This is a genomic window from Nonomuraea sp. B208, assembly GCF_057536035.1.
Genome location: NZ_BAAJOU010000024.1, coordinates 303,340 through 328,659 on the forward strand (window position 1 = coordinate 303,340; position 25,320 = coordinate 328,659).

The 25,320-nt window shown below is 73.3% G+C and carries 25 protein-coding genes; 9 read left to right on the forward strand and 16 right to left on the reverse strand.

What is annotated here, in order from left to right; genetic code table 11:
- Window positions 1-89 precede the first annotated feature (89 nt).
- The 8 genes from manA to AC27IY_RS27655 form a co-directional block, all read right to left on the reverse strand.
- Window positions 90-1,262 carry a mannose-6-phosphate isomerase, class I gene (gene manA / locus AC27IY_RS27620; RefSeq protein ID WP_487179697.1) on the reverse strand — a complete coding sequence of 391 codons (1,173 nt, stop codon included), beginning with the start codon at window positions 1,260-1,262 and terminating at the stop codon, window positions 90-92.
- 69 nt (window positions 1,263-1,331) lie between these two features.
- Window positions 1,332-2,558, reverse strand: a complete 1,227-nt coding sequence (locus AC27IY_RS27625) for a cytochrome P450 family protein (RefSeq protein ID WP_423448412.1) — start codon at window positions 2,556-2,558, stop codon at window positions 1,332-1,334.
- Window positions 2,559-2,561: 3 nt separating this feature from the next.
- The gene (locus tag AC27IY_RS27630) at window positions 2,562-3,653 is read right to left on the reverse strand and encodes an NAD(P)/FAD-dependent oxidoreductase (RefSeq protein WP_344219237.1); all 1,092 of its coding nucleotides are present in this window, start codon (window positions 3,651-3,653) and stop codon (window positions 2,562-2,564) included.
- Complete coding sequence (locus tag AC27IY_RS27635) at window positions 3,650-4,591, reverse strand: cucumopine synthase-related protein (protein ID WP_364452087.1); 942 nt, start codon at window positions 4,589-4,591, stop codon at window positions 3,650-3,652. The genes AC27IY_RS27630 and AC27IY_RS27635 overlap by 4 nt, the downstream gene beginning before the upstream one ends.
- A gap of 90 nt (window positions 4,592-4,681) precedes the next feature.
- The gene (locus AC27IY_RS27640) at window positions 4,682-6,097 is read right to left on the reverse strand and encodes an RICIN domain-containing protein (RefSeq protein WP_487179700.1); all 1,416 of its coding nucleotides are present in this window, start codon (window positions 6,095-6,097) and stop codon (window positions 4,682-4,684) included.
- 16 nt (window positions 6,098-6,113) lie between these two features.
- Window positions 6,114-6,935 carry a carbohydrate ABC transporter permease gene (locus tag AC27IY_RS27645; protein WP_423448410.1) on the reverse strand — a complete coding sequence of 274 codons (822 nt, stop codon included), beginning with the start codon at window positions 6,933-6,935 and terminating at the stop codon, window positions 6,114-6,116.
- Complete coding sequence (locus AC27IY_RS27650; RefSeq protein WP_487179701.1) at window positions 6,932-7,882, reverse strand: carbohydrate ABC transporter permease; 951 nt, start codon at window positions 7,880-7,882, stop codon at window positions 6,932-6,934. Before AC27IY_RS27650 ends, AC27IY_RS27645 begins: the two co-directional genes overlap by 4 nt.
- Entirely contained in the window at window positions 7,879-9,162 is a 1,284-nt protein-coding gene (locus AC27IY_RS27655) for an ABC transporter substrate-binding protein (RefSeq protein ID WP_487179702.1), read from the reverse strand. Before AC27IY_RS27655 ends, AC27IY_RS27650 begins: the two co-directional genes overlap by 4 nt.
- 216 nt (window positions 9,163-9,378) lie before the next feature.
- On the opposite strand from AC27IY_RS27655, the gene AC27IY_RS27660 reads away from it, so the two are divergent.
- From AC27IY_RS27660 to AC27IY_RS27675, 4 genes are all read left to right on the forward strand, one after another.
- Window positions 9,379-10,467, forward strand: coding sequence for a LacI family DNA-binding transcriptional regulator (locus AC27IY_RS27660; RefSeq protein WP_344219225.1), 1,089 nt, complete (start codon window positions 9,379-9,381; stop codon window positions 10,465-10,467).
- A gap of 166 nt (window positions 10,468-10,633) precedes the next feature.
- The gene (locus AC27IY_RS27665; protein WP_487179730.1) at window positions 10,634-11,626 is read left to right on the forward strand and encodes a hydroxyacid dehydrogenase; all 993 of its coding nucleotides are present in this window, start codon (window positions 10,634-10,636) and stop codon (window positions 11,624-11,626) included.
- Window positions 11,626-13,281 (forward strand): heparinase II/III domain-containing protein, encoded by a 1,656-nt coding sequence (locus tag AC27IY_RS27670; RefSeq protein WP_487179703.1) that lies wholly within the window; start codon window positions 11,626-11,628, stop codon window positions 13,279-13,281. The genes AC27IY_RS27665 and AC27IY_RS27670 overlap by 1 nt, the downstream gene beginning before the upstream one ends.
- A gap of 116 nt (window positions 13,282-13,397) precedes the next feature.
- On the forward strand, window positions 13,398-14,312 hold the full coding sequence (locus tag AC27IY_RS27675) for an ornithine carbamoyltransferase (protein WP_423448404.1): 915 nt from the start codon (window positions 13,398-13,400) through the stop codon (window positions 14,310-14,312).
- A gap of 2 nt (window positions 14,313-14,314) precedes the next feature.
- On the opposite strand, the gene AC27IY_RS27680 is transcribed toward AC27IY_RS27675, so the two are convergent.
- The 3 genes from AC27IY_RS27680 to AC27IY_RS27690 are packed head-to-tail and all read right to left on the reverse strand — an operon-like array spanning window position 14,315 to window position 16,916.
- Window positions 14,315-14,956 (reverse strand): GvpL/GvpF family gas vesicle protein, encoded by a 642-nt coding sequence (locus AC27IY_RS27680; protein WP_487179704.1) that lies wholly within the window; start codon window positions 14,954-14,956, stop codon window positions 14,315-14,317.
- A gap of 2 nt (window positions 14,957-14,958) precedes the next feature.
- On the reverse strand, window positions 14,959-16,329 hold the full coding sequence (locus tag AC27IY_RS27685) for an SRPBCC family protein (RefSeq protein WP_487179705.1): 1,371 nt from the start codon (window positions 16,327-16,329) through the stop codon (window positions 14,959-14,961).
- Window positions 16,330-16,334: 5 nt separating this feature from the next.
- Complete coding sequence (locus tag AC27IY_RS27690) at window positions 16,335-16,916, reverse strand: hypothetical protein (RefSeq protein WP_487179707.1); 582 nt, start codon at window positions 16,914-16,916, stop codon at window positions 16,335-16,337.
- A 185-nt stretch (window positions 16,917-17,101) separates the two neighbouring features.
- On the opposite strand from AC27IY_RS27690, the gene AC27IY_RS27695 reads away from it, so the two are divergent.
- Window positions 17,102-18,274, forward strand: coding sequence for an SRPBCC family protein (locus tag AC27IY_RS27695; RefSeq protein ID WP_423448398.1), 1,173 nt, complete (start codon window positions 17,102-17,104; stop codon window positions 18,272-18,274).
- Window positions 18,275-18,285: 11 nt separating this feature from the next.
- On the opposite strand, the gene AC27IY_RS27700 is transcribed toward AC27IY_RS27695, so the two are convergent.
- Window positions 18,286-18,552 carry a hypothetical protein gene (locus AC27IY_RS27700; protein WP_487179708.1) on the reverse strand — a complete coding sequence of 89 codons (267 nt, stop codon included), beginning with the start codon at window positions 18,550-18,552 and terminating at the stop codon, window positions 18,286-18,288.
- A gap of 81 nt (window positions 18,553-18,633) precedes the next feature.
- On the opposite strand from AC27IY_RS27700, the gene AC27IY_RS27705 reads away from it, so the two are divergent.
- The gene (locus AC27IY_RS27705; RefSeq protein WP_449952374.1) at window positions 18,634-19,209 is read left to right on the forward strand and encodes a carboxymuconolactone decarboxylase family protein; all 576 of its coding nucleotides are present in this window, start codon (window positions 18,634-18,636) and stop codon (window positions 19,207-19,209) included.
- Between the two features lie 37 nt (window positions 19,210-19,246).
- Here the strand turns inward: AC27IY_RS27705 and AC27IY_RS27710 are convergent, their stop codons facing one another.
- A complete protein-coding gene (locus AC27IY_RS27710; RefSeq protein ID WP_364452050.1) occupies window positions 19,247-19,672 on the reverse strand; it encodes a MarR family winged helix-turn-helix transcriptional regulator in 426 nt (141 codons plus the stop codon).
- Window positions 19,673-19,774: 102 nt separating this feature from the next.
- Between AC27IY_RS27710 and AC27IY_RS27715 the strand changes: the two genes are divergently transcribed.
- Window positions 19,775-21,223, forward strand: coding sequence for an MFS transporter (locus tag AC27IY_RS27715; protein ID WP_423470710.1), 1,449 nt, complete (start codon window positions 19,775-19,777; stop codon window positions 21,221-21,223).
- A 10-nt stretch (window positions 21,224-21,233) separates the two neighbouring features.
- Here the strand turns inward: AC27IY_RS27715 and AC27IY_RS27720 are convergent, their stop codons facing one another.
- The gene (locus AC27IY_RS27720; protein WP_487179709.1) at window positions 21,234-21,983 is read right to left on the reverse strand and encodes an SDR family NAD(P)-dependent oxidoreductase; all 750 of its coding nucleotides are present in this window, start codon (window positions 21,981-21,983) and stop codon (window positions 21,234-21,236) included.
- A gap of 65 nt (window positions 21,984-22,048) precedes the next feature.
- Here AC27IY_RS27720 and AC27IY_RS27725 point away from each other — a divergent pair, with 65 nt between their 5' ends.
- On the forward strand, window positions 22,049-22,609 hold the full coding sequence (locus tag AC27IY_RS27725) for a TetR family transcriptional regulator (RefSeq protein WP_487179711.1): 561 nt from the start codon (window positions 22,049-22,051) through the stop codon (window positions 22,607-22,609).
- Window positions 22,610-22,619: 10 nt separating this feature from the next.
- Here the strand turns inward: AC27IY_RS27725 and AC27IY_RS27730 are convergent, their stop codons facing one another.
- Window positions 22,620-22,901, reverse strand: a complete 282-nt coding sequence (locus AC27IY_RS27730; protein WP_423470714.1) for a hypothetical protein — start codon at window positions 22,899-22,901, stop codon at window positions 22,620-22,622.
- Between the two features lie 91 nt (window positions 22,902-22,992).
- Window positions 22,993-23,445: a hypothetical protein gene (locus tag AC27IY_RS27735; RefSeq protein WP_091086177.1), complete on the reverse strand. Its 453-nt coding sequence runs from the start codon at window positions 23,443-23,445 to the stop codon at window positions 22,993-22,995.
- A gap of 322 nt (window positions 23,446-23,767) precedes the next feature.
- Here AC27IY_RS27735 and AC27IY_RS27740 point away from each other — a divergent pair, with 322 nt between their 5' ends.
- Complete coding sequence (locus AC27IY_RS27740) at window positions 23,768-25,315, forward strand: alpha/beta hydrolase (protein ID WP_487179712.1); 1,548 nt, start codon at window positions 23,768-23,770, stop codon at window positions 25,313-25,315.
- Window positions 25,316-25,320: the final 5 nt, after the last annotated feature.

Here is a 25,320-nt window from a genome sequence, read left to right on the forward strand (position 1 = left end):
AGGGCCGCGGGCACCGGGACTTACGGCACTGTTCGCCGCGGATCAAGCTGCATCGTCGAGATGCCCGGTTTGTCAAGCATGCCCGGTTTTCAAGCTCCTGGGGCCGCCCGGTAGGCCGTCCCCTTACCCTCAAGGCGGGTGGTCGAAACCTCCGCGGGGATGAAAGCCGACTCTCCGGGGCGCAGCACCGTGGCGCCGACCAGCCGGGCCTCGCCCTCGACGCAGACCACGATCTGCGGCACGCCGCCGGGCAGCTCGTGCGCCCGCTCGCCGTCGAGCTCGTGCCGGACCAGGGCGAACTCCGGCGCGGGCGGCAGATAACGGTGCTCGCCGGGACCGCCCGGCTCGGCGGCCACCCGGTGCGGCTCGCCGGGCGCGAAGCCGACCACCCGCATCAGCTCGGGCACGTCGATGTGCTTGGAGGTCAGGCCGCAGCGCAGCACGTTGTCGGAGTTGGCCATGATCTCGACGGCCACGCCGCCGAGGTAGGCGTGCGGCACGCCGGCACCCAGGTAGAGGGCCTCGCCGGGGGCCAGCTCGACGTGGTGCAGCAGCAGGGCGGCGGTCACGCCGCGGTCGCCCGGGCAGGCGCGGGCGATCTCCGCGTACGGGGCCAGCTCGGGGTCGCCGGCGGCGAGCAGGGCGCGCTCGACCTCCGCGCGCAGCGGCGCGGCCGCGTCGGCGAGCATCTCGGCGAAGACCGTCCGCAGGGCCGTGGCGGGCTCGCCGTCGCGCAGCGCGCCGATCCAGGGGCGCAGGCCGGGCACGCCGAGCCGGTCGAGCAGGCCGGCGGTGGCGGCGGGGGAGCGGAAGCCGCACAGCCCGTGGAACGGCGTGACGGCGCACACCATCTCGGGCTTGTGCGCGTCGTCCTTGTAGGTGCGCTCGCGGGCGTCGAGCGGGATGCCGCGCGCGTTCTCCGCGGCGTAGCCGGCGCGGGCCTGCTCGGCGGTGGGATGCACCTGCAGCGACAGCGGGCGGGCCACGGCCAGGATCTTGAGCAGGTAGGGGAGCCGCCCGCCGAAACGCGCGGCGGTGCCGGGGCCGAGCGCGGCGGCCGGGTCGGCGGCGATGACGGCGTCGAGCGGGACGCCCCCGACGGTGGAGGGCGCGCCGGGGTGGGCGCCCATCCAGAGCTCAGCCTGCGGCTGCCCGGTCGGCTCCGTGCCGAACAACTCGGGAAGGGCCGTCACCGACCCCCAGTCGTAGGGGCGGATGGTGGTCGCCAGGCGCATCGGAGCGCGCAGATCGAGCTGAGACACGGTAAGAGGCTATCGCCCCCGGGGACGGCCGGGACGCCGGAGCCGCTCCGGCGTCCCGGCCGCCGCCGGCTACCGGGCGCGGGGCCCGAGGACGACCGGCATCGTACGGGTGCTGTTGCCGAGCAACGTGTCGATCTGGCGCAACTCCTCCCGTGGCCCGGCGGCCCTGATCGCCGGGAAGGCCGTGAACAGGGCCCGCAACGCGATCTCCGCCTCCAGCCGGGCCAGCGGCGCGCCCAGGCAGAAGTGCGGCCCGTGCCCGAAGGCCAGGTGCGAGGCCGGCGGATCGGTGAGGTCGAAGCGGTCGGCGTCCTGGCCGAACTGCTCCGGGTCCCGTCCGGAGGAGGCGAAGCAGGCCAGCACGGCCTCGCCCGCCCGCAGGTGCACGCCGTCGATCTCGACGTCGCGCTTGGCGTACCGGAACGGGAAGTAGGCGATCGGCGAGTCCCAGCGCAGCGTCTCCTCCACGGCCGCGCTGAACGGGCACTTCCCGGAGCGCAGCAGGGCGAGCTGGCCGGGCGTGTGCAGCAGGGCGCCGACGGCGTTGGTGATGAGGTTGACCGTCGTCACGTGGCCGGCGATGAACAGCAGGTCGATGGTGGCGAACAGTTCCTCCTCCGAGAGCCTGCCGCCGTCCTGCTCGCGCAGCCTGATGAGGTCGGTGATGATGTCCTCGCCGGGCGAGCGCCGCCGCTCCTCGATGATGCGGTGCAGCAGCGCGTGCAGCTCCTCGCGCACCCGCGGGCCGTCCGCCAGGTCCTCGCTGACGTGCGCGACGGCGTCGGTCAGCTCGTGCATCCGCTCCTGGTGGGCCGGCGGGATGCCGATCATCTCGGAGATGACGTCACGCGGCAGCGGATAGGCGAAGCGCGCCCGCAGGTCCACGGGCTCGTGGGCCGGCAGGGTGGCGAGGTCGTCGATCAGCGCGGCGGTCAGCGCCTCGATCTTGGGCCGCAGGCCCTGCACCCGGCGCGGGGTGAAGCCGGCGGCGAGCGGCGCGCGCAGCCGCCGGTGCTCCTCGCCGTCGGCGTTCAGCATGGAGATGTCGGTGACGATGCGGTCGATGGCGGTCCCCGGCGGCAGCGTGGAACGTTCCAGCGGGTCCCAGTACTGGATCTCCCTCGTGAGGTCGGGATGGGTGAGGACGGTCATCAGGGTCGCGTACCTGGTGGCCGCCCAGGCGTCCACGCCCTCGGCGGTCACCGGCACGAGCGGCCCGGCCGCGCGCAGCCGGTCGTTGTCGGCATGCGGGTCCGGCGCCGCGGGATCGATGATGAAACGCACGAGCTCGGTCATGGGTCATCCCGTTCGTTGTCTGCCGACCGCGAACGCGGTCACGTCGATGCCGGGGTCCTGGTCGAGATAGAGGTCGCGGACGAGCTCGCCGGCGGCCGGCGCGTTGCACAGGCCGTGCCCGGAGAAGCCGGTGGCGTACAGGAACGCCGGCGGCCCCGGCAGGTGGCCGATGAAGGCGCGCCGGTCCGGGCTGGCGTCGCGCAGCCCGGTGACGGCCGGGCGCAGGCCCAGCCCCGACAGGCCCGGGTACACCTCGGCGAACCGCTCCGCCACCTCGCGCCGCCACGCCTCCCGGTCGGGACCCGGATACCCCATGCCGACGAGCAGCCGGTCGCCGCGGGTCCGCGACAGCAGGCCGCTCGCCGCGTGCAGGGTGCACGGGATCTCCGGCGTGCCGGGCGGCAGCGGATCGGTGAGCAGCAGCTCCTGCTCGATGGGCTCGGTCATCGGCAGGTCCACGCCCGCGCCGCGGACGAGGGCGGGCGACCAGGCGCCGGCCGCGCAGATGACCGCCTCGGCCGTCAGCTCGCCGCCGTCCTCGGTGAACACCCGCCCGGCCGAGGAGTCGATCCTCGAGACCGGGCGGTCGGTGATCAGCGTGGCGCCGGAGCGCCGGGCCGCCTCGGCGTAGGCCGTGACGATGGCGGCGGTGTCGGAGACGTACGCCTGCGGCGACCAGGCGGCGGCCAGCAGCGGGAGGTCGCCGATGAGCGGGTTGCGCTCCCTGGCCTCCTCCACGCCGATGAGCCCCACGTCCACGCCCGCCCGCCGCTGCGCGGGCAGGTCGGCCTCGAAGGCGGCGACCTGCTCGGGCGTGGAGAACAGGACGAGGTAGCCGACCTGCCGCAGCGGCAGGTCGGCCCCCGGCCGGACCGGGAAGTCCCGGTAGGCCGCAAGGCTCCGTACGGCCAGCGCCGAGCTGACGGGGTTGCCGGCGAAGTACGACCGGACCACGTCGGCGGTGGCGCGCGAGGCGCCGGAGCCGAGCGCGCCGCGTTCGAGCAGCGTCGTCTCGACTCCGGCCTCCGCGAGATGGTAGGCGATCGACAGGCCGATGACGCCGCCGCCGATCACCGCCACGCGCGTGTCGGTCATACGTGGGCCTCCACGCGCCGCAGGCTGTCGCCCGCCTCCCACGGGAACAGGTGCAGGTTCCACCCGCCGAGGCAGTTGCAGTAGAGGGCCATGGTGGCCATCACCGACATGAAGTCGACGTGGTCGTTGATGCGGTCGAGGTTGTCCAGGAGCCGCCGGGTGAACCCCCACAGCGTGTCCAGGCCGCAGTAGCCGAGGAACTCCGCCGGGGTGTGGGCCAGCAGCCGGGTCATCTGCCGCAGCCACGGCATCGGCATGCCCTCGATGGCCGCCCGGACGAGGCCGCCGTAGCAGCTGTAGCCGAGCGGGCGGGTCTCGCCGTTGACGAACAGCAGCGTGGTCAGGACCGTCTCGTAGCTTCCCGCGCGGGAGGCGATGCGGCCTTCGTGCAGGTCCACCAGCTCGCGCGGCGGGTCGAGCCAGATGCGCTCGGTCTCGGCGTGCACGTCCGAGATGAGCGCGTTGACCTGCGGGTCGCCGACCGGGAGCCGGGGCAGCCGGTGCCCGCCGCTCTCCCCGGCGCGGCGCACCTCGGCGATGACCGGCTCCTTGGTGGTGTAGACGGCCCGCCAGACCTCGCGGCCCGCCTCGATCAGGCCGTCCAGGTGCTCCGGCAGCACCTGGCCGATGGGCGTGGCGGTCATGGGTTCGGTGAGCTCGCCGTACTTGATGCCGAGGTGCTGCAGGCGAGAGCCGAACAGGGTCCCGTCCGGGACGGTGCGCCGGTCCACGCGGTGCTCCGCGGGCGCGTGCAGCAGCGAGTGGACCGGTGCGACGTGGTAGAGGTGATGGCCGGCGACCAGGGCGTGGCCCTGCAGGCTCCGGTACGGCAACGCGTCCCAGAAGCACTGGGCGAGGGCCGGGTTCCGCTGGTCGAGTTCGGCGGCCACGGTGATACCGAGGCCGGGCCAGGCTATTTCCACGAGCTTCTCGTTCACAATTCGTCACTGTATCGTCACAAATTGTGCCGATTCGGGCGGGGGTGGGCCTTTTACCAGGTCATGACCACTTCTGGGGACGAGGCACCCCTACAGCGGGGTGCGCAGGAACTGCTGGTTCTGGCCGCCGTTGCACGGATACTGCTTGAACTGCACGTCGTCGGCCTGCGACGACGACGGCAGGTCCGCGCACTTGCCCGAGTGCCTGGCCACCAGCCGTACGTACCCGCCGCCCGCGTCCTGCACCGTCCACTGCTGGTTGGCGCCCGAGCCGCAGGCGTACTGCTGGATCGCGGCCCCGTCGGCGGTGCTCTGCCCGTTCACGTCCAGGCACTTGCCCGAGTGCCTGGCGACGACCTGCACGTAGCCGCCGCTCACGGACTGGACGCGCCACTGCTGGTTGAAGCCGGAGCCGCAGGTGTACTGGATGACGGCGGTCAGGTTCGCGCCGGAGGCGTTGCGCACGTCGGCGCACTTGCCCGAGTGGCGCACGGTCAGCCGGTCGTGGCCGGAGCCCACGGCGGTGATCGTGCCGGCCGCCGCGTCGATCGTCAGCTCCCGCGCGTACGACAGGCTCATCGACGTCGCGGAGGGGAACTGGATCGGCAGCCACACGTACCGCGAGTCGTTGACCGGCCCGCCCCACGCCCCGGCCCACCGGTCGCCCAGATACAGGTACGAGGTGCCGGACGTGCCCTGCACCGGCAGCACGTACGCCGGCTGCGAGCCGAAGGTGGTCGCGTCGCCGACGTCCTGCCAGGCGCTCCAGGAGCCGGTGATGGAGGTGGCGGTGGCGTACCTGGCCTGGTTGGGCTGCCAGCCCGTGGCGCCCGAGGTCAGCATGAAGTACACGCCGCCCCGCTTGAACAGCGCAGGGGCCTCCCGGTGGTCGCCGTCCCACACCCGCACCAGCGACGCGACGTCGGTGAAGTCGGCGCTCAGCCGGTAGACGTGCAGGTCGTAGTTCTCGTCCGCGGCCGAGATCATGTAACCCGCGCCGTCGGTGTCGGTGAAGGTCGTGATGTCGCGCGACATGTGCCCGAGCGGCCGGAAACTCCGCAGGTAGGTGTAGTTCCCGTCCACCGTGGCCGACACGGCGACCGCGGCCCGCGCCTCGCCGTAGTCGCTGCCGTTCTCCTTGTGCATCCACATGACGAACCGGCCGGTCGCCGCGTTGTACATCACCTTCGGCCGCTCGATGTTGGCCACCTGCAGCTCGGCCGCGCTGGACTGGGTGAGCACGTGGTTCCTGAACTCCCAGTTCCGCAGGTCCGTCGACCGGTAGGCGGAGACGTAGCGGAAGGTGCCGTCGGCGTTGCGGTTCTCGCCGAACCAGTAGTAGTACGAGCCGACCTTGAGCACCCCGCCGCCGTGCGCGTGCAGCGCGCCGCCCGAGGTGTCGGTGAACGGCGCCCCGACAGCGACGGTCACGGGGGCGGCGCGGGCGGGCGGCGCGGGCAGCAGGACGAGTAACAGCCCGGCCAGCAGGGGCAGCACACGGGACATGGGAAGCTCCTTCGGATCAGCCTTTGACTCCGCTGAGCAGGACGCCCCGCACGATCCAGCGCTGGGCGACCAGGAAGAGCACGACGAGGGGCAGGATCGCCACCAGCGCGCCGGCGAACAGCGCGGGCAGGTTGAGCGCCTGCTGGTTGAGGTTGGTGGACAGCGCGACCTGGACCGTCCAGTACTCCGGGTCCTGGCCGATCACCAGCGGCCACAGGAACGCGTTCCAGTGCTCGATGAACGACAGGATGCCGAGCGAGGCGAACAGCGCCCCCGAGTTCGGCAGCGCCAGCCGGACGTACAGCCCGAGGTGGCCGAGGCCGTCCACCCGCCCCGCGTCCTCCAGCTCGCGCGGGAAGCGCAGGTAGAAGCCGCGGAACAGCAGCACCGCGAACGCGCTGAACAGGCCGGGCGCGATCAGCCCCCACAGCGTGTTGACCCCGCCCATCGACCCGACCACGACGAACGTCGGGATGAACGTGGCCGCACCCGGCACCATCATCGTGGCGATGATGAAGAAGAACACCGGCCGCGCCGCCGCGACCGGGATGCGGGCCAGCGCGTACCCGGCCATCGAGGCCAGCAGCGTGGCGAGCGGCGCGGAGATCGCCGAGATCAGCGTGGAGTTCCCGAGCGCGTGCGCGAGCGGCACCGCGTCGTTGCCGAAGGCGTCGGCGAACCCCTGGAACGTCACCGTCTCCGGCCACCAGTGCCAGTCGAGCGAGCCCAGCTCCCGCCGCGTCATCAGCGCGTTGCGGACCAGCAGGTAGAACGGCAGCAGGAACGGCACCGCGAAGACCACCACCGCCGCGTACGAGCCCAGCCGCGACCTTCTCATCGGGCCTCCTCCTCGGCCGTCCTGCCGAACCCGGCGAAGCGCCCCTGCAGCAGCGTGAACGTCACGATCAGCGCGGTCACCACGAACGCGCCCGCCGATCCGGCCCCGTAGTTCTGCTCGCCGAGCGCGGTCTGGAACAGGTAGATCAACGGCGTGCGGCCGTCCGCGCCGCCCAGCCCCGACAGGTTGGAGGCCAGGATGTTGTAGAACTCGTCGAACGCCTGGAACGCGTTGATGATCAGCAGCAGCGTGACCGCCACCGACGTGTTGCGCAGCATGGGCCAGGTGATGTGCCGGAACAGCGTCCACTCGGAGTGCGCGCCGTCCACCCGCGCGGCCTCGTAGAGCTGGGCGGGCACCTGCTGGATCCCGGCCAGGAACAGGATCATGTAGAACCCGGTCTGCAGCCACAGCCGCACGGTGACCAGCACGATCCAGTAGAGCGGCGGATCGACCGTCGCGACCCAGCCGATGGCGTCCTCGTGGCCCAGCAGATAGGCCAGGCTGTTGGCCACCCCCGACGGGGTGCCGTTGAACAGGCTCATCTTCCAGATCAGCGCGCCCACCACGTACGACACCGCCGCCGGCACGAAGAACGTGGTGCGGAACAGCGCCCGCCCCCGCCGCAGCCGGTTCACCAGCACCGCCAGCCCGAGCGCCAGCGCGAACGTCACCGGCACGATGAACAGCGTGAACAGCAGGATCGTCACCAGCGACCGGGTGAAGGCCGGGCCCGACAGCAGCCGCCGGTAGTTCTCCAGCCCGTTCCAGGAGCCCAGGCTGATCGTGCCCCGGGCGTCGTTGAAGCTGAGCAGCAGCCCCCAGCCGATGGCGACGTACTTGAACAGGAACAGCCCCGCCACCATCGGCAGCGTGAGCAGGACGAACGCGCGCCAGGCCGGCCAGCGGCCGGTGCGCAGCCTGGCGAGGCCGGCCGGGGTCGTCATAGCACGGGCACCTTGTCCAGGATGTCCTGCGAGCGTTGGGCCGCCTCGGCCAGCATCTTCTCCGGGTCGGCGCCCTTCTTGACGATCGCGGTGACGGCGTCGGTGTAGGGCTGGCGCACCTCGGCGGTCCAGAGCGCCGGCTGCTTGACGCCGTGCGCGGCGACCGCGTCCATCACGGTCTTGGCCGGGCCGCTGGTCAGCTTGTCCGCCTTGGCGGCGGCGCTGATGCGCGGCGGCACGTGGAAGCCGTAGGCGAGGCTCCAGTCGGTCTGCGCGGCGGTGTTCTCCACCCACAGCCAGCGCACGTACCGCTTGGCCGCGTCCAGGTTGCGGCTCTTGCCGTTGACGACCTGCACCCAGCCGCCCATGTTCACCACCGGACGCCCGCCCGGCCCGAACGCCGGCAGCGGGAAGGCGTCGAAGTCGTCGCCCAGGGCCTCGGTCATGCCGGGCACCGCCCACAGGCCCACCCACTGCATGGCCGCCGCGCCGTTGATCAGCGCGCCCGGGTCCCACCAGTCGGTCGAGTAGCCCTGCAGCGTCGTCTTGGCGTCGTAGAGCTCCTTCAGCCCGGTCAGCGCCTCGACCACCTTGGGGTCGTCGTAGATGATCTTCCGGTCGTCGATCAGCAGGTTGCCGTTCGACCAGGGCACCATCGTGTTGAGCGCGCCGACGCCGTCGTTGCCGGCGAAAAGCCCCTTCTGCTTGCCCGCCGTCAGCTTCTTGGCCGCCGCGACCAGCTCGGCGAAGCTCCCCGGCACCGCCACCCCCGCCTTCTGGAACAGGGACTTGCGGTAGAACAGCAACATCGGGTCGATGATCATGGGCACCGCGTAGACCTGACCGCCCCACGTGTACGGCGCCAGCACCTTCGGGTCGAAGTCGGACTTCTCCGCGCCCAGCACCTCGTCCAGCGGCGTCACCTGGCCGGCCTTGACCATGTTGGGGCTGACGTCGTTGACCTCGTACACGTCCGGTCCGTCGGCGGTCAGCACGGCGGCGGTCCACTTGGTGGCGTAGTCGCCGGGAATCCACGAGACCTTGACCGCGATGTCGGGGTTGGCCTTGGTGAAGTCGGCCGCGTACCGCATCGCCGCCTGCTGGGTGCCCTCCTCGCCGTACTCGTGGTACCAGTGGTTGAGCGTGATCTTCGGGGCGCCGCCGGCGGGCGTGGATTTCGTCTTGGCCAGGGGGTCGCCGCCGCAGGCGGCGACGGCGGCGCCGGCGACGAAGAGCACGGATCCTCTGAGCAGTCCGCGCCGGGTGAGTGGTCCGTCCATCGAGGCCACCTCTCTGGGGGGAAGGATCGGGGCCGATGCCAGGTAACCGGTTACTTCAGACGTCGTGAGCCGGACGGTAAACGCGATCGACGTGACGAGTCAACACGCTGTTAACTTTTCGTTACAATCGCGGTGCAGGCGGGGTTGACGACGGAAAGCGGATCTCTTACCGTCCAGGACAGCGATCAGGTAACCGGTTACCAGCAGGAGGCCCGCATGACCCCGTCCAACCGCGTCACCATCAGGGACGTGGCCAAGCGGGCCGGCGTCTCGGTGGCCACGGTGTCCCGCGTGCTCGGCGGCGAGTACCCGGTGCTCGCCGCCACCCGCAACAAGGTCGTCCGGGCCGTGCGCGAGCTCGACTACGTCCCCAACGCCCACGCCCGCGCCCTGTCCGCGGCCCGCCCCGGGGCCATCGCCATCGTCGTCAACAGCGTCGCCGTCCCCTACTACGCGCTCATCGCCCAGGGCGTCGAGGAGCAGGCCGCCCAGGAGGGACGGCTCTCGCTCATCTGCACCACCGGCGGCGACACCGGCCGGGAGCTGTCCATCGTGCGGCTCCTGCGCGAGCAGCGGGCCGAGGCCGTCATCCTCGTCGGCAGCGTGGTCGTCGACGACGAATACCGCGAGCGCATGACCGAGTACGCCCACGCGCTCGCCGCCGCCGGCTCCCGCCTGGTGCTGTGCGGCCGGCCGCCGCTGGGGGAGGGGGTGCCGGCGCTGGTCGTCGGCTTCGACAACACCGGCGGCGCGCACGCCGTCACCGCTCACCTGCTGTCGGCCGGCCACCGCAGGATCCTCTACCTCGGGCTGCGGCCCGGCCACACCACCTCCGACAGCCGCGTGGCCGGCTACCGCGCCGCCCTCGCCGAGCACGGCGTCCCCGCCGACCCCTCTCTGGAGGTGGAGGCCGAGTTCGACCGCGAGGCCGGCTACGCCGCCATGCGCCGCCGCCTCGCCGCAGGTCCGCCGACCTTCACCGCCGTCTTCGCCGGCAACGACCTGGTGGCCGCCGGCGCCATCCAGGCGCTGCGCGAGCACGGGCTGCGCGTGCCCGAGGACATCTCGATCGTCGGCTACGACGACGTCCCCCCGGCGCAGGACCTCGGGCTGACCACCGTGCACCTGCCCCACGACGAGCTCGGGCGCACCGCGGTCCGGCTGGCCCTCGGCCGCCTCACCCCCGGTCCGCCCTCCACCGGCGCCCCGGACGGCGTGGGGGGCGCGCGCGTCCTCACGCTCGGCACGCACATCGTCGTCCGCGGCTCCGTACGCCGCCTCGGACCGCCGGTGGCGTCGCGATGACGGCCCGAGCGATCGGGCGGGTGACGACCTGGGCGACGGCCCGAGCGACAGGCCGGGCGACGCCCGGAGCGACGACCTGGATGACGGCCCGAGCGAGGGCCCGGGTGACGGCCCGAGCGGCGATCCGGGTGACGGCCCGAGCGGCGACCCGGGTGACGGCCGGATGATGCCGCGCGTGGCGTTCGCCATGCAGCCGCTCCTGCTGCCCGAGTTGTTCCCTCGCGACCTGATGCGCCGGCTCGCGGCCGTGGCCGGGGTCGCCGGGGGCGTGATCGACTCCTTCGACGGCCCGCTCGACGCCGACATCCTCATCACCGGCTGGGGCTGCCCGCGCATCGACGCCGCCGTGCTCGCCGGCGCGCCGCGCCTGCGCGCGGTCGTGCACGCCGCCGGCAGCGTCAAAGGGCACCTGACGCCGGCCGTTTTCGAACGCGGCATCGCGGTCTCCTCGGCGGCGGCGGCCAACGCGGTGCCGGTCGCCGACTACACCCTCGCCATGCTCGTCCTGGCCGCCAAGCAGGCGTTCGCGCGGGCGCGGGCGTACGCGGCGGCCGGCTGGTCCGGCGACGCACTGCCCGGCGTGGCCACCCCCGGCGACGGCGGCGGGCTGACCGGGGCGGCCGTCGGCGTCGTCGGCGCCTCCCGGGTGGGCCGGCTGGTCATCGCGCGGCTGCGCGAGCACGGGGCCGACATCCTGCTCAGCGACCCGTACGTCGGGCCGGACGAGGCCGCCGCCCTCGGCGCCAGGCACGTGCCGCTCGACGAGCTGTGCCGCCAGGCCGAGCTGGTCACCGTGCACGCGCCGGAGCTGCCGGAGACCCGCCACCTGCTCGACGGGCGTCGCCTCGCGCTGCTGCGGGACGGCGCGGTCGTGGTCAACACCGCCCGGGGCGCGCTCATCGACACCGCCGCCCTGGTCCGGCACTGCGCGAGCGGGCGTATCGGCGCCGTGCTCGACGTGACCGAGCCCGAGCCGCTGCCCCAGGGGCATCCGCTGCTCGGGCTGCCCAACGTGCTCGTCACCCCGCACATCAGCGGGGCGCGGGGGAGGGAGCTGCGCCGGCTCGGCGAGTTCGCGGTCGCCGAGGTCGAACGCCTCGCCCACGGCCACCCCCTCCACGGCGCCGTCCACCCCTCCGACCTCCCCCACATCGCCTGATGCCCACCCCATCCGCCTTGCCTGCCGTGCTGGAGCGGTTCGTGCGGGAGGTCCGGGTGGAGGCGGTGCGGGCTCGGGAGACGGAGGTGCCCGCGCTGATGCTCTCCCTGTGGCGGCGCTTCGCCGAGTCCGGTGATCGGCTCGCGTACGAGGCCGTCTACTTCGAGCGGCGCCGTCGCCTGGCCGCCCTGCTCCTGGCCGCCCACCTGGACGACCGTCCCGACCCGGCGCTCGACGCCCTTCTCGGGTCCGTCTGCGACGAGCACACCTGGATCCTGCCCGCCCACGCCCCGGACGGCGACGACCCGGCGGACCTGGACCGGCACGTGGACCTGTTCGCCGCCGAGACCGCTCACACCCTGGCCGAGGCGGTCACCCTCCTGGGAGACCAGATCGCGCCGGCCATCAGCGCCCGCGTCCGGGACGAGGTGGACCGGCGGGTCCTCGCGCCCGTGCAGGAGCGCCGCTGGTGGTGGGAGACGTGCGCGCACAACTGGGCCGCCGTCTGCGCCGGCGCGGCCGGGATGGCCGCCCTGGCCCTGGACTCCGACCGGCTGCCCGTCCTGCTGCCCCGCGTCGAGGCGGCCCTGGCGTCGTACCGGTCAGGGGCCGCCCCCGACGGCGCCTGCCTGGAGGGCCCCGACTACTGGGCCTACGGTTTCGGGTATTTCGTCTACTTCGCCGAGGCGCTGCGCGCACGCACCGGCCGCGACCTGCTCGACGACCCCCACGTACGCGCCCACGTACGCGCCATGGCCGCCTATCCCGCGGCCATCGACCTCGGCGGCGGCCACCGCCCGGCCTTCGCCGACGCGACCGGGCACGGGACGTACCCGGCCGGGCTGCTCGACCGGCTGGCCGTACGCCTGGACGTCGCCGTGCCCGCCCGGCCGGGGGACGGGCCGTCCTTCCACGACGACCCCTGCTACCGCTGGGCGCACCTCAGCCGTACCCTCTGGTGGACCACCGGCGCGGCCCGCCGCCCGCCGGCCCCGCAGGCGTTCCTTCCGCACGCCGGGATCGTCGCCGCCCGCACGGAGGGGAGCGCGTTCGCCGCGAAAGGCGGCCACAACGACGAGCCGCACAACCACCTCGACCTCGGCCACTTCGTCCTGTACGCGGGCGGCGAGCCGATCCTGGACGACCTCGGCGCGCCCGAGTACACCCGCGACTACTTCGGCCCGCTCCGCTACCGCACCCCGCAGGCCGCCGCGGACTGGCACTCGGTCCCCCTGATCGACGGCGCGGCCCAGCTCCCGGGGCGGGAACGCGCCGCGCGGGTCGTCGCGCACGTCCCCGGCGACCCGCTGCTGCTCGCCCTCGACCTCACCGCCGCGTACGGCACGCCGCGCCTGGCCCGCCTCGTCCGCACCTTCACCTGGCGTCCCGGCCGGCTCGACGTCGCCGACGCCTTCACCTTCCACGGCGGGGAGTGCCGGGTGGAGGAGGTGTTCGTCTCGCGCCGCCGCCCGGTCGTGGGCCGGGGAACGGTCTCGTGGGGGCCGGTGACGCTCCGCGTGCCCGAACCGTGGCGCGCCTCCCCGGAGGAGCTGGAGGTGCGCGGCCACGACGGCCGCCCGGAGACCGTCCATCGGGTCCGCCTGACCGCCTCCATCCCCTCCGGCACCTGCGTTTTCACCTTCCGGCTGCCGTAGGGACGAAAGTCCGTCCATTTGGATTCCTTAGCCTCCGTACTCGTGGGTAGGCCCAGTGGTGTGCTGGGATGGCGAACCCCCTTCGCCCGCGTCGCCCGCCGAGAGGAGCGGCTTCTGTGAGGCACCTGCTGCGCATCGCCGACCTGGACCGGCACGAGCTGCGGTTCCTGCTCGACCGTGCCGACCACTTCAAGGCCCGGCCGCTCGCGGCGCCCGGGCTGCTGCGCCGGCGTACCGTGCTGATGTACTGCACGCGGCCGTGCGCCCGCATCCGCGTACCGATCGAGACCGCCGTCGCCCGGCTGGGAGGGACGCCGCTGCACGCCGGGCCCGGCACGCGGGGGCGTGGCCGCGAAGGGCGCCTGGGCGAGCCGTCCCAGGTGATCGGCGCGTACACGGCGCTCGTGGTCCTGCAGATCAGCGACGACGCCGAGGCGGTCAGGTTCGCGCGGGCGGCGCACGTGCCGGTGCTCAACGCGCTGACCGACGACCACCACCCGCTCCAGACCCTCGCCGACCTCATGACGCTCCGCGAGCACCTCGGCGACCTGCGGGGCCGCAAGCTCGCCTGCGTCGGCCCGGCCTCGAACGTCACCCACAGCCTCATCGAGGCCGTCGCCCTGACCGGCCTGACCCTCGCCGTCGCGGCTCCGGAAGACGCGGGACCGGACCCCGCCGTCCTGGCCAGGGCCGAGGAGGCCGCCTCGGGCGGCGGCGGAAAGGTGATCGTCACCCCCGACCCGTACGAGGCGGTCAAGGAGGCCGACGCGGTCTGCACCGGCGCCTGGCCCGTCTCCACGGCGGCGACGGCGGCGCTGGCCCCCTACCGGGTCACCCCCGACCTGCTCGCCGCCGCCGGGCCCGACCCGATCTTCCTGCACCACCTGCCGCTCCGCCGCGGGGCCGAGGTCGAGGCCGCCGTCGTGGACGGGCCCGCCTCGCGGGTGCTCGCGCAGGCCGCCAACCTGCTGCCCGCCGCGCAGGCCGTCATGGAGGCGCTGCTCACCAACCGCCTGGCCGCCTCCCGCTGACCTCAGCCGGGCGGCACGAAGTCGTACGGGGCCAGCGGGCCGAACAGGCGCAGCTCGATCCGGCCCGCCCAGCCTTCGGCCAGGGTGTCCAGGGCGCGCTCCAGCTCGCCGGCCCGGCGGGTCTCGGCGAGCACCGCCAGCCGGGCCGTGTCCCGCCTCCCGGTCGGGCGGCCCGGCGACAGGCGTGCCGCGATCGGGGCGAGCGCCTCGACCAGGGCGCGCACGTCGGGCTCGCGTGGCCGCTCCTGCGCGGCGTAGCGGAGCTCGACGAGGTACTCGGCCCGCCCCTCGAGCTCCCGGAGCGCGCGGGCGAACTCGTCGTGACGCGGCTTCAGCAGGCCGTCGAGGACGGCCGCCCGGTCCGGGACCACCGTCCCGCAGGGGAGCGGCAGCACCGGGACCTCGGCGGCGGTGGCGTCCAGCAGGTCCTCGTGCGCGGCCCTGTCGGTCGGCCGGGGGGTGCTCTGGTCCGTCTCGCTCACGAGGGCGGCGATCTCGCGGTGGCGGATCACCCGCATGGTGCCGGCTTCGCCGACGCCCTGGGCCTGCCCGTCCACCTCGACGTCGGCGGGGACGATGCCGTACACGTAGAGGGCGGGCGCCCGGAGGCGCGCGCCCTGGTTCTGCTCACCCGGCACCGGCATGGTCACGACCTGCGGCGGATCGGGCGCATCGACTCCCTGGGATTGCCCGCCCGGCGCGGCTCCGCCCGCACCCCGCGCTTCTCCCCGGCAGCCGGCTGCTCCTCCTCGGGCTCCTCCTCCTCTTCGGGCTCCTCCTCGCCCTCGTCCTCTTCGTAGTCCTCCGGCTCCTCAGGCTCCTCTTCTTCCTCCTCCTCGGGCTCCTCTTCCTCCTCGGGCTCCTCTTCCTCCTCTTCGGGCTCGCCCTGGTCGAGGGCACCCTCCTCCGCTTCGGGCCCTTCTTCCTCGGGCTCTTCCCCCTCTTCGGGCTCCTCTTCCTCGGCGCCCTCCTCTTCGGGCTCTTCCTGCTGGGCGCCTTCCTCCTCGGCGCCTTCCTCCTCTTCGGGTGCGCCTTCCTTTTCCGCTTCCTCCGGCGGGGTCACCTCGCCGTCGTGGATCTTGCCCCGCCAGCCGTCCTCGGCGATCTCCTCGGGATGCAGCATCACGTGGGACATGACGTGCCGGGCGAAGTGCTTGAGCTCCAGCCGTACCCGCCGTCCCTGGGCCCGCCACAGGTTGCCGGTGTGCTCGAACAGCCCCTTCGGGTAGTACTCCAGGATCACCACGACACGGGTCAGGTCGGGCGTGAGCTCGTGGAAGGTGACCGAGCCGTCCACGTACCCCTTGTCGCCCTCCGACCGCCAGATGATCCGCTCGTCCGGCGTCTGCTCCAGGATCTTCGCCCGCCAGGCGCGGTGCGACCAGAAGACCTGCGCCTTCCAGTTCAGCCTCTCGTCGGACTGCTGGTCGATGTTCTCGACCTTCTTCATAAACGTCGGGAAGTCCCGGAACTGCGTCCACTGGTTGTAGACGATTCGGCGGGGCGCTCCGATGTCGATCGCCTCGACGATGTTGGTGACCTTGAGCGACTTGCCGCCCGAGCCTTTACCGCGCTTGAAGATCTTGCCGATCTTGCCGAACACGCCCTTGATGGCGCCCTTCGCCGCTCCGGCCAGCGTCGAGCCGCCGATCGAGCCGCCTCCCGACCCGCCGAGCAACTGTTTGGCGCCGCTGAGCAGCCCGCCTCCCGAGCCGCCCTCCGAGCCGTCGCCGGGGTCACCGCCGGGGTCATCGCCGGGGTCACCGCCCGAACCGCGGCCCGAACCGCGGCCCGAGCCGCCCGGCGTGTAGTTGTTCAGCCGCCCGTTCACGCCCTCGACCTTGCCGATCACCGACGTCAACGCCCGCCCGGCGGCGGCCACTCCCAGCCGCTTCAGCGCGGAGCTGAGCTCTCCCGTCGGCAGCTTCGAGGCCGCCTTGCCGACCACCGGGGTCTTCTTCAGGGTTTCCTTGCCTTTGCCGACGACCTTCTCCGCCGCCCTCAGCGCTTCGGTCATCGCGCTCACTCCCTCGTCTTGTCCCGCTCGGCGGACCGGCGGCGGGCCACGCCCGACGCGGCCGCTCTGACCCGATCGGCGGCCCTGGGCACGTGCGGCTTCGGCACGTGCGGCTTCGGGAGGCGGGATTTCTTGCTGCGGGGCTCTTCTTCTTCCTCCTCCTCGTCCTCCTCGCCGCCGCCCTTCTGGTCGGCGTCCTCCTCGGCGCCTTCGTCAGTGCCCTCTGCAGTGCCTTCTTCGGTGTCCTCTGCAGTGTCCTTCTCGGGGCCCTTCTCGGTGCCTTCCTCGGCGCCCTTCTCGCTGCCCTTCTCGGCCTGCCCGGCCTGCTCCAGCCGGTCGGCCAGGGCCTCTATCTGCCGGACCGCGGCCGTCATGGCGGCGGACTTGGTCAGATCCAGCAGTTCCCCGCGCAGCCGTCCGGTCAGCTCGCCCAGTTCCGGCGAGCCGCTCAGCAGGTCGCCTCCGTTCCGCTTGAGCTTGCGGAAGAGCATCGTCGCCGCCATGGCCGAGGCCATGCGCAGCTTGTGCCGCCTGCCGAGGTAGTAGCCGGCGACGAGGGCCAGCGCAACTTTGCCCGTTTCGTTCATGGCCCGCTCCTTTGCGCGTACGCGCCCGGTCGGAATCCGTCCCTCCATGCCCCGACCCTCCCTTAAAAAACGACATATGCCGACAAAAGGGACACATTTTGGGTCGGTGCGATGAACAGCGATGACGCATGACAGGGGCCGGAGGCGGGTAGCCGCTGGTCGAGGGGCGGACGAGGGGGGACACCATGCGCCTGAGCACGGACGATAAAGCCGCTGGAGGGCGGCGCGGGCCGGGGAGAGCCGTCACGGCGGGGGCGGCGTTCTGCGCCGGGGCCGCGGTGGCGTACTTCTGCGACCCGGTACGAGGACGCAGCCGCCGGGCCATAGGGCGGGACAAGGCCGCCCACGCCACGCACAAGCTGCGCGACGGCCTCGGCGTCCTGAGCCGCGACCTGACCAACCGCAGCCGGGGGCTGGCCGCGGCGGTCCGCTACCGCTGCAGGAGCCAGTCCGTCGACGACCGGGTGCTGCACGAGCGCGTACGCGCCGAGCTGGGCCGCCACGTCAGCCACGCGCACGCCGTCGAGGTTCGGGTGGACGAGGGAATCGTCACGCTCGCCGGCGACGTGCTGGCCGCGGAGGACGAACGGGCCCGCCGGGCGATTCGCCGCGTTCCCGGCGTACGGGGGGTCGAGGCCGTCTGGACCGCCCACCGCGAGGCCGGAGGGACGTCCCGGCTGCACGGCGGCAGGCTCCGGCGGCCGGTGCCCGAGCTGCTGCAGGTCCAGTGGTCGCCGTCGGCCCGCTTCCTGGCGGGCACCGCCGCGGTCGTCCTCTGGACCCTGCGGCTGCCGGGCCCGTTCTCGACGGCGGCGCGCGGCCTGGCCGGGGTGCTGGCCGTGCGCGCCGCGACGAACCTGCCGCTGCGCCGCCTGACCGGGATCAACGCCGGGCGCCGCGGGGTCGACGTCACCGCCGCCGTCACCGTGAACGCGCCCCCGGCCGCCGTCTGGGGGCTGATCAGCGACTACTCGGCGTTCCCGAAGTTCATGCCGCACGTGTACGAGGTACGCCTGTCCGTCGACGGCCGCACCTCCCACTGGCTGGTCAGCGGCCCGGGCGGCACACCCGTACGGTTCGACGCGAGCGAGACCCGCCGCGTGGAGGGCCGCGAACTCGCCTGGAAGTCGGCCGAGGGCGAGCTCATCGCGCACGCGGGCACGCTGCGGCTGGCCCCGGGGCCGGGCGGCCGGACGCAGGTGCAGGTGCGGCTCTCGTACAACCCGGTGGCGGGGGCGGCGGGCCACATCGTGGCCCGGCTGCTGGGCACGGACCCCGAACGCCGACTGCGCCAGAGCCTGGCGATGCTCAAGACGCACGCCGAGCACGCCGCGCTCCCGGCCGTCGCCCGCGCGTGACCGCCGGTCTCCTACTGAGAGGGTGAGGGCGACGCGGTCGCAGTGGGGGACGTGGAGGCCGCCGGCGAGACGGACGCTGACGGGACGGCCGGGGCGGCCGTCTCCGGCGGCTTGCCGAGCGAGGTGACCACCAGCACCCCCGTGGCGACCGCCACCACCGCCACCAGCGCGACGGCGACCAGCGCGAACCTGCGCACCGCCCGCTTGTGCCTGATTTGCCGCGCAGCCTCCTCGCGCCGCAGCTCGGCGCGCCTGCGCTTGACCTTTCTCTGTGACATGAACGCTCCCGAGAGTTCCTCGGGCGTCACGATAGGAGGCAGGCTGTAATGCGCAGCTAAACGGACGGACGGAGGCCGTGAGTGGAGCGGAGCGACCCCGGGCGACGCCTGCCCGGACTGCGCCCGGACGAGCTGGACGAGGAGCAGCGGCAGGTCTACCAGGCCATCGCCGGCGGCCCCCGGTCACGGGGGCCGCAGCCGTTCGCGCTGGCCGACGCGGAGGGGCGGCTGCGCGGCCCGTTCAACGCGATGCTGCTCAGCCCGCCGGTCGGCGGCGCGCTGCAGGCGTTGGGGGCCGCGGTGCGCTACGGCTCGGTCCTGCCCGCCCGCGTACGGGAGCTGGCGATCCTGGCCGTGGCCGCGCACTGGGACAGCGCGTTCGAGCGCGAGGCGCACGAGGCGGCCGGCCGCGCGTGCGGCCTCACCGAGGACGAGCTGGCGACGCTGCGGGAGGGCGGCCTGCCCGAGCCGGACGACCCCGCCGAGCGCGCCGCGCTGCGGGCCGTCGCCGCGCTCACGGCGCGCGGCCGGCTGGACGACGAGGAGTACGCGGGGGCGGTGGCGGCGCTGGGGGAGCGCGGCCTGTTCGAGCTGACGACGCTGGTCGGCTACTACGGCACGCTCGCCCTGCAACTGAGGGTCTTCGCCGGCGAATGACCTCCGCAGCCTTCACGGAGGCCGGGACAGGACGTTCTCAGCGCTCCATGCTGGCGTTGAAGTGCGCGAGCCCGCCGGCGAAGGACTCCAGCTCCTCCGTCGTCCAGCCCTCCAGCACCTTGGCCAGCCCGCGCAGCCGGCCCTCCCGCTCGGCCCGCGCCCGCCGCAGCCCCTCCTCGGTGACGCGGAGCTTGCGCGCCATGCCGCCCTCCGGGTCGGGGATGCGCTCGGCCAGCCCGGCCCGCAGCAGCACGGCGGTCTGCCGGTTCACGGTGGAGGTGTCGAGGCCGAACGCCCGCGCGAGCTGCCCGATCGACAGCGGCCCCTCGGCCTCCAACCGGCTCAGCAGGATGTAGCTGCTGCGTTCCAGCGGCCGCTCGTCGGGCCGGCCGGCCGCCACCAGCTCCTTGTAACGGCCGATCAACATGAGCTCCCGCTCGATGTCGGCGATCTCCCTGCGCACCTTGCCTCCCGTCGCGGGAGTCAAGAATATCCGTTGAGTGGGCATGTGTATGATGCACACCATTTGCGCCTGGCGTGCAGGCCGACATCGGGGGAGCGACGCATGGACGAACCGGGCACGGTGCCGCGCAGCGGACTGATCGTCGGGGTGCTGGCGGCGGCGGGCATCACGGTCTCGCTGATGCAGACCCTCATCGTCCCCCTCATCGCCACCCTCCCGGCCCTCCTCCACACCACCACCGCGAACGCCTTCTGGGCCATCACCGCCACGCTGCTGGCCGGCGCGGTCGCCATGCCCGTCTCCGGCCGCCTCGGCGACCTCTACGGCAAACGCCGCGTCATGGTCGCCAGCGCCCTCCTGCTGTCCGCCGGCTCGTTCGTGTGCGCGCCCGCCGAGACGCTGGTCCCCATGGTCGCCGGCCGCGCCCTCCAGGGCCTCGGCATGGGCGTCATCCCGCTCGGCATCGCCATCATGCGCGACGTGCTCCCGCCGCAGCGGCTCGGCTCGGCCATCGGGCTCATGAGCTCCTCGCTCGGCGTCGGCGGCGCGCTCGGCCTGCCCGCCGCCGCGCTCGTCGCCCAGTACGTGAGCTGGCACGCGCTGTTCTGGGCGGCGGCCGGGCTCGGGCTGCTGATGAGCGTGCTGATCCTGGTGATCGTGCCCGAGTCGCCGGTCAGGTCGCCCGGCCGCCTGGACGTGGTCGGCGCGATCGGCCTGTCGGCCGGCCTGGTGCTGTTCCTGCTGCCCGTCTCCAAGGGCAGCGAATGGGGCTGGACCAGCGGGACCACGCTCGGCATGTTCGGGGCCTCGGTGCTCGTCCTGCTGCTGTGGGGCTGGTGGGAGCTGCGCGTGCCCGCGCCGCTGATCGACCTGCGCACCTCCGCCCGCCGCCAGGTGCTCATGACGAACCTGGCCTCCATCGTGATCGGCTTCGCCATGTACGCGATGTCGCTCATCACCCCGCAGCTCCTCCAGCTCCCCGTCGCCACCGGCTACGGCCTGGGCCGCTCGATGGTCGAGGCCGGCCTGTGGATGGCGCCCGGCGGGCTGGTCATGATGGCGATCTCGCCCGTGGCGGCCCGCCTGTCGGCGGCGCGCGGGCCGAAGACGTCCCTGCTGCTCGGCGCGCTCGTCATCGCCGCCGGCTACCTGCTGGCCCTCGTCCTCATGAGGCACGCCTGGGGCATCCTCATCTTCTCTGCCGTGGTGGCCGCCGGGATCGGCTTCGCGTACGCGGCCATGCCGTCGATCATCATGTCGGCGGTCCCGCGTACCGAGACGGCCGCCGCCAACGGCCTCAACAGCCTCATGCGCTCGATCGGCACCTCGTCGGCCAGCGCCGTGCTCGGCGCGGTGCTGGCCAACATGACGATCCAGGTCGGTCCGGCGACGCTGCCGTCCGAGGCGGGCTTCCGTACCGGGTTCGTCATCGGGGCGGGCGTGGCAGTGCTGGCGGCGCTCATCGTCACCGCCATCCCCGGCCGCCGCGCCGCCGCCCGCCACCTCGCCGGCGCCCCGTCCGGCCTGGACGAGGAGCTGCCCGCCCGCTGAGCGCCCCTTCCTACCCGGCCGACCAGCCGCCGTCCACGGGGACGATCGCGCCGTTGACGAACGAGGCGGCGTCCGAGGCCAGGTAGAGCGCGGCGTCGGCCATCTGCTCCGGCTGCGCCATGAGCTCGCCCAGGGCCAGCACCGGCGACAGGCGGGCGGTGCCGGCCGGGTCGAAGCTGGCCCCGTCGGCGATGTTGGTCGCGGTGGGGCCGGGCAGGATGGCGTTGCAGCGGATGCCGTCCTTCGCGTACGCCCAGGCGACGCTCCTGGTCAGGCCGATGAGCCCGTGCTTCGAGGCGGTGTAGGCGGCTCCGGCCGCGCCGCCGCGGATGCCCGCCTCGGAGGCGGTGTTGACGATCGCGCCCCGGCCCTGGCGCAGCAGGTGCGGCAGCACCGCGTGGGTGACCAGGAACGCGCCGGTCAGGTTGACGCGGATCACCCGGTCCCACACCTCGGGGGCGATCTCGGCGGGCAGCGCCATGGTGTCCAGGATGCCGGCGTTGTTGCAGAGCACGTCGATCCGCCCGTACGCGCCGATGGCCGCCTCCGTCAGCGCCGCCACCGACGCCTGGTCGCCGACGTCGGCGGTGACGGCGAGCGCGGCCTCGCCCACGATGGCGGCCGTCTCCTCGGCCCGCGCCCGGTCCACGTCGGCGGCCACCACCCGGGCGCCGGCCTTGGCGAAGGCCACCGCCATGGCCCGGCCGATCCCCGACCCCGCTCCCGTGACGAGGGCGACACGGTCGTCGAATGCGTTCATGAGCCTGTCCTTCCTGGGGGGTGCTCGGCAACCGGACATCTCTGTCCGGTTGTACGATAACCCTCATGCCGGGGCCGCGTCGACCGAACAAAGGACCCAGCGCCGCCGCCGAGAACCGCGCCGCGCTGATCACCGCCGCGCGCCAGGTCTTCGCCGCCGAGGGCTACGGCGCGCCGCTCAGCTCTGTCGCCCGCGCCGCCGGCGTCGGCCAGGGCAGCCTCTACCGGCACTTCCCCGACCGCGTCGCGCTGGCCATGGCCGTGTTCGAGGAGCAGGTCGCCGCCCTGGAGTCGCTCGCCGCCGAGCCGGGCAGCACCATCGACGACCTGCTCGCGGTGATGACCGAGAACGCCGTCGCCTCGACCGCGTTCATCGAGCTGGTCTCCCGGGCCTCCGCCGAGCCCGACCCGCGCATCCTCGGCCTGCGCGAGCGCGTGGTCGGCCTGCTCCAGGGCGTCCTCGACGACCCGCGGCGGGCTCCCCGCATCCGTCCCGGCGTCTCGGCCGACGACCTCGTGCTGATCTTCGGCATGATCGCCGGCGCCCTCGCCCACATCCCGGCCCCTGAGCGCCGCGCCACCGTCCGCCGCGCCTGGTCCCTGCTCCGCGAAGGCGTGGAGCTCTGACGCCCGCCGGTCAGCCCTCGGCCGGCCGCCCGGCCTTCTTCCTGCCGTACCGCCGGGCGATCAACCAGGACTGGAGCGCGAACAGCGCCAACGCCACCAGCCCCGCCACGGCCGACATCTCCTCCTCGGAGAGCCCGCCCGCGCATTCCGTGATGTTGCCGCCCTCGTACGGGGAGACGCAGCCCGACCCCAGGATCAGGCCGGCGACGAGCCAATTGACCAGCAGAAGAGGGACCGCCACCAGGACGAGCAGCAGCGCGACGCGGCTCGCAGGTGATGTTCGACGGTTCATCCCGACCACGTAAGCAGAGCCGGATGATCACGGCAAGACCGCGACGGCAGAAGGCCACGTCAGCGCGGCCTTCTGCCGTCGTACGGGATCGTCAGTTGTAGGGGTTGTCGTAGGTGAAGCCGCTGCGGTGTTCCCTGTAGACGTTGTTCGGGAAGCTGGACCCGATCAGCTCGAAGGTGACGTTCCGGACGACGGCCCCGTAGTCCACCTCGCCCGAGTGCGGGGAGGCGAAGCCGGAGTAGAAGCACCAGGGAACGGTCGTGGAGGGGTTCCAGAAGAGGGTGTTGTAGAGGACGCCGTTGACGTAGATCCTGACGTACGGCGCCTGGAAGCTCGAACGGCGGCACAGCACCAGCGAATAGGTGTACCGCGTGTTCCCGTCGTCGAAGGCGACCGTGCCCTCGACGCGGGCGAGCTGGGTGCCGTCGCTCGCGTTCACCTGCAGGATGATCGGGCTCGGGGGTCCGTACGCGGCCTGTGCCGGGCTGAGCGGCAGCAGCGCGACGGCGATGGCGGCGAGCAACAGCGCGATGCGGCTTCGCATGCACGTCCTCCTGATGGGGGAGTAGGGCGGGTCCACTCGCGGCGAGATTATGGTCGGACGTGCACGGGGTCCGGTGCCGGCGTCATCCGGCCGGGCACGAACCGGGCCGCCTGCACACCCCTTTTCGCGGGCCACGCCGCCCACCAGCCCGGCGACCGGAGCAGGTCCGGCAGGGGCCGATGAAAGTTTCACCCGCCCCGGGGCAGGACGTCGATGACGTGGTCGTGGCCGCGCCAAGGCGCGGGAAACCGCCGTACGCCGGAGCGTGCGGGCCGCCAGGATGTCGTCGCGCGGCGACCGGCCGCCTGCCCGAGGAGCGTGCATGAGGAGATTCGCGGCCGTGGCCGCCCTGCTTCCCCTGGTGGCCACCACTGTGACCGTCACTGTGACCGCCCCGCCCGCCACTGCGACCGGCCAGGAGCTCACGTGGAAGCGGTGCCCGGCACAGGAGAACGGCGACCGGCCGGAGCCGCTGGCCGACGGCACCGCCTGGGAGTGCGCGACGCTGAAGGTGCCGCTGGACCACGCCCGCCCGGACGGTCCGCGGCTGCGGCTGGCGCTCATCCGCGCCAAGGCCAAACCGGGCGCGGGTGAGCGGCGGCTCGGCTCGCTCGTCTTCAACTTCGGCGGCCCAGGCGAGTCCGGCGTGGCCACGCTGCCGCCGATCGCGAAGGACCGCTACCTGAAGCTGCACCGGCGTTACGACCTGGTCAGCTTCGACCCGCGCGGCGTGGGCCGCAGCGACGGGGTGCGCTGTCTGGACGGCCGGGGGTTCGACGCCTGGCGCGACCTGGACGGCACCCCCGACAGCCCGGCCGAGGAACGCACCCTGATCGGCGGCTTCCGCGCGTTCACCGCCTCCTGCGCCCGCCACGCCCGCGCCGTGCTGCCGTACGTCGGCACCGAGAACGCCGCCCGCGACCTCGACCTCCTGCGGCAGGCGCTCGGCGAGGAGCGGCTGCACTACTTCGGCATCTCGTACGGCACCAAACTCGGCGGCGTCTACGCCCACCTGTTCCCGCAGCGGGTGGGCCGGATGGTGCTGGACGGCGCCGTGGACCCCACGGAGAACGCCGAGCAGGTCGCCCTGCACCAGGCGAAGGGGTTCCAGCGGGCGCTGGGCAACTTCCTGCGCGACTGCGCCGGGCGGCGCGACTGCCCGGTCCCCGGCGGGCGGGCCGCCCGGCGGAAGGGCGGGGAACAGGACAACCGGCGGGGCGAGCGGCGGATCGCCCGGCTGCTCGCCCGCCTCGACTCGCGCCCGCTGCCCGCCGCCGGCGGACGCTGGCTCACCCAGACCCAGGCCCTGTACGGCATCGCCGCCGCGCTCTACTCCCGCGAGTCCTGGCCGTACCTGAGGCTCGCGCTGCGCTCGGCGATCGAGGACGGCAAGGGCGACCTGCTGCTGTACTTCTCCGACGCCCTCTACGGCCGGGGCGACGACGGCCGCTACACGAACCTGCAGTCCGCCAACGCCGCCGTCAACTGCGCCGACTCCAGCGACCGCTACACCGCCGCGCACGTACGCGCCCGGCTGCCGGAGTTCCGCACCGCCTCGCCGGTCTTCGGCGAGCTGCTGGCCTGGTCGCTGCTGCAGTGCACGGGCTGGCCGGTCGCCGGCGCGGCGCCCGCGACCGACGTGCGCGCCCCGGGAGCGCCGCCCGTCCTCGTGGTCGGCACCACCGGCGACCCGGCGACGCCGTACGAGGGCGCGGCCACGATGGCCGAACGGCTGGGCGCCGGCGTGGAGCTCATCCACCGGGGTGAGGGCCACGGCGCGTACGGCTCGGGCAGCTCCTGCGTGGACGACACCGTGAACCGGTTCCTCCTGGACGGCACGGTCCCGGAGAACCGCACCACCTGCCCATGACCGGG

What these genes read in the sequence shown, in the direction of transcription:
- AC27IY_RS27655 (WP_487179702.1), bottom strand. Translation starts at nt 9,162, where the DNA reads ATGGACGGACCACTCACCCGGCGCGGACTGCTCAGAGGATCCGTGCTC.
- AC27IY_RS27645 (WP_423448410.1), bottom strand. Translation starts at nt 6,935, where the DNA reads ATGAGAAGGTCGCGGCTGGGCTCGTACGCGGCGGTGGTGGTCTTCGCG.
- AC27IY_RS27715 (WP_423470710.1), top strand. Translation starts at nt 19,775, where the DNA reads ATGGACGAACCGGGCACGGTGCCGCGCAGCGGACTGATCGTCGGGGTG.
- AC27IY_RS27625 (WP_423448412.1), bottom strand. Translation starts at nt 2,558, where the DNA reads ATGACCGAGCTCGTGCGTTTCATCATCGATCCCGCGGCGCCGGACCCG.
- AC27IY_RS27725 (WP_487179711.1), top strand. Translation starts at nt 22,049, where the DNA reads ATGCCGGGGCCGCGTCGACCGAACAAAGGACCCAGCGCCGCCGCCGAG.
- AC27IY_RS27690 (WP_487179707.1), bottom strand. Translation starts at nt 16,916, where the DNA reads ATGAACGAAACGGGCAAAGTTGCGCTGGCCCTCGTCGCCGGCTACTAC.
- AC27IY_RS27680 (WP_487179704.1), bottom strand. Translation starts at nt 14,956, where the DNA reads ATGCCGGTGCCGGGTGAGCAGAACCAGGGCGCGCGCCTCCGGGCGCCC.
- AC27IY_RS27630 (WP_344219237.1), bottom strand. Translation starts at nt 3,653, where the DNA reads ATGACCGACACGCGCGTGGCGGTGATCGGCGGCGGCGTCATCGGCCTG.
- AC27IY_RS27695 (WP_423448398.1), top strand. Translation starts at nt 17,102, where the DNA reads ATGCGCCTGAGCACGGACGATAAAGCCGCTGGAGGGCGGCGCGGGCCG.
- AC27IY_RS27735 (WP_091086177.1), bottom strand. Translation starts at nt 23,445, where the DNA reads ATGCGAAGCCGCATCGCGCTGTTGCTCGCCGCCATCGCCGTCGCGCTG.
- AC27IY_RS27670 (WP_487179703.1), top strand. Translation starts at nt 11,626, where the DNA reads ATGCCCACCCCATCCGCCTTGCCTGCCGTGCTGGAGCGGTTCGTGCGG.
- AC27IY_RS27685 (WP_487179705.1), bottom strand. Translation starts at nt 16,329, where the DNA reads ATGACCGAAGCGCTGAGGGCGGCGGAGAAGGTCGTCGGCAAAGGCAAG.
- AC27IY_RS27650 (WP_487179701.1), bottom strand. Translation starts at nt 7,882, where the DNA reads ATGACGACCCCGGCCGGCCTCGCCAGGCTGCGCACCGGCCGCTGGCCG.
- AC27IY_RS27700 (WP_487179708.1), bottom strand. Translation starts at nt 18,552, where the DNA reads ATGTCACAGAGAAAGGTCAAGCGCAGGCGCGCCGAGCTGCGGCGCGAG.
- AC27IY_RS27660 (WP_344219225.1), top strand. Translation starts at nt 9,379, where the DNA reads ATGACCCCGTCCAACCGCGTCACCATCAGGGACGTGGCCAAGCGGGCC.
- AC27IY_RS27640 (WP_487179700.1), bottom strand. Translation starts at nt 6,097, where the DNA reads ATGTCCCGTGTGCTGCCCCTGCTGGCCGGGCTGTTACTCGTCCTGCTG.
- AC27IY_RS27720 (WP_487179709.1), bottom strand. Translation starts at nt 21,983, where the DNA reads ATGAACGCATTCGACGACCGTGTCGCCCTCGTCACGGGAGCGGGGTCG.
- AC27IY_RS27740 (WP_487179712.1), top strand. Translation starts at nt 23,768, where the DNA reads ATGAGGAGATTCGCGGCCGTGGCCGCCCTGCTTCCCCTGGTGGCCACC.
- AC27IY_RS27665 (WP_487179730.1), top strand. Translation starts at nt 10,634, where the DNA reads ATGCCGCGCGTGGCGTTCGCCATGCAGCCGCTCCTGCTGCCCGAGTTG.
- AC27IY_RS27730 (WP_423470714.1), bottom strand. Translation starts at nt 22,901, where the DNA reads ATGAACCGTCGAACATCACCTGCGAGCCGCGTCGCGCTGCTGCTCGTC.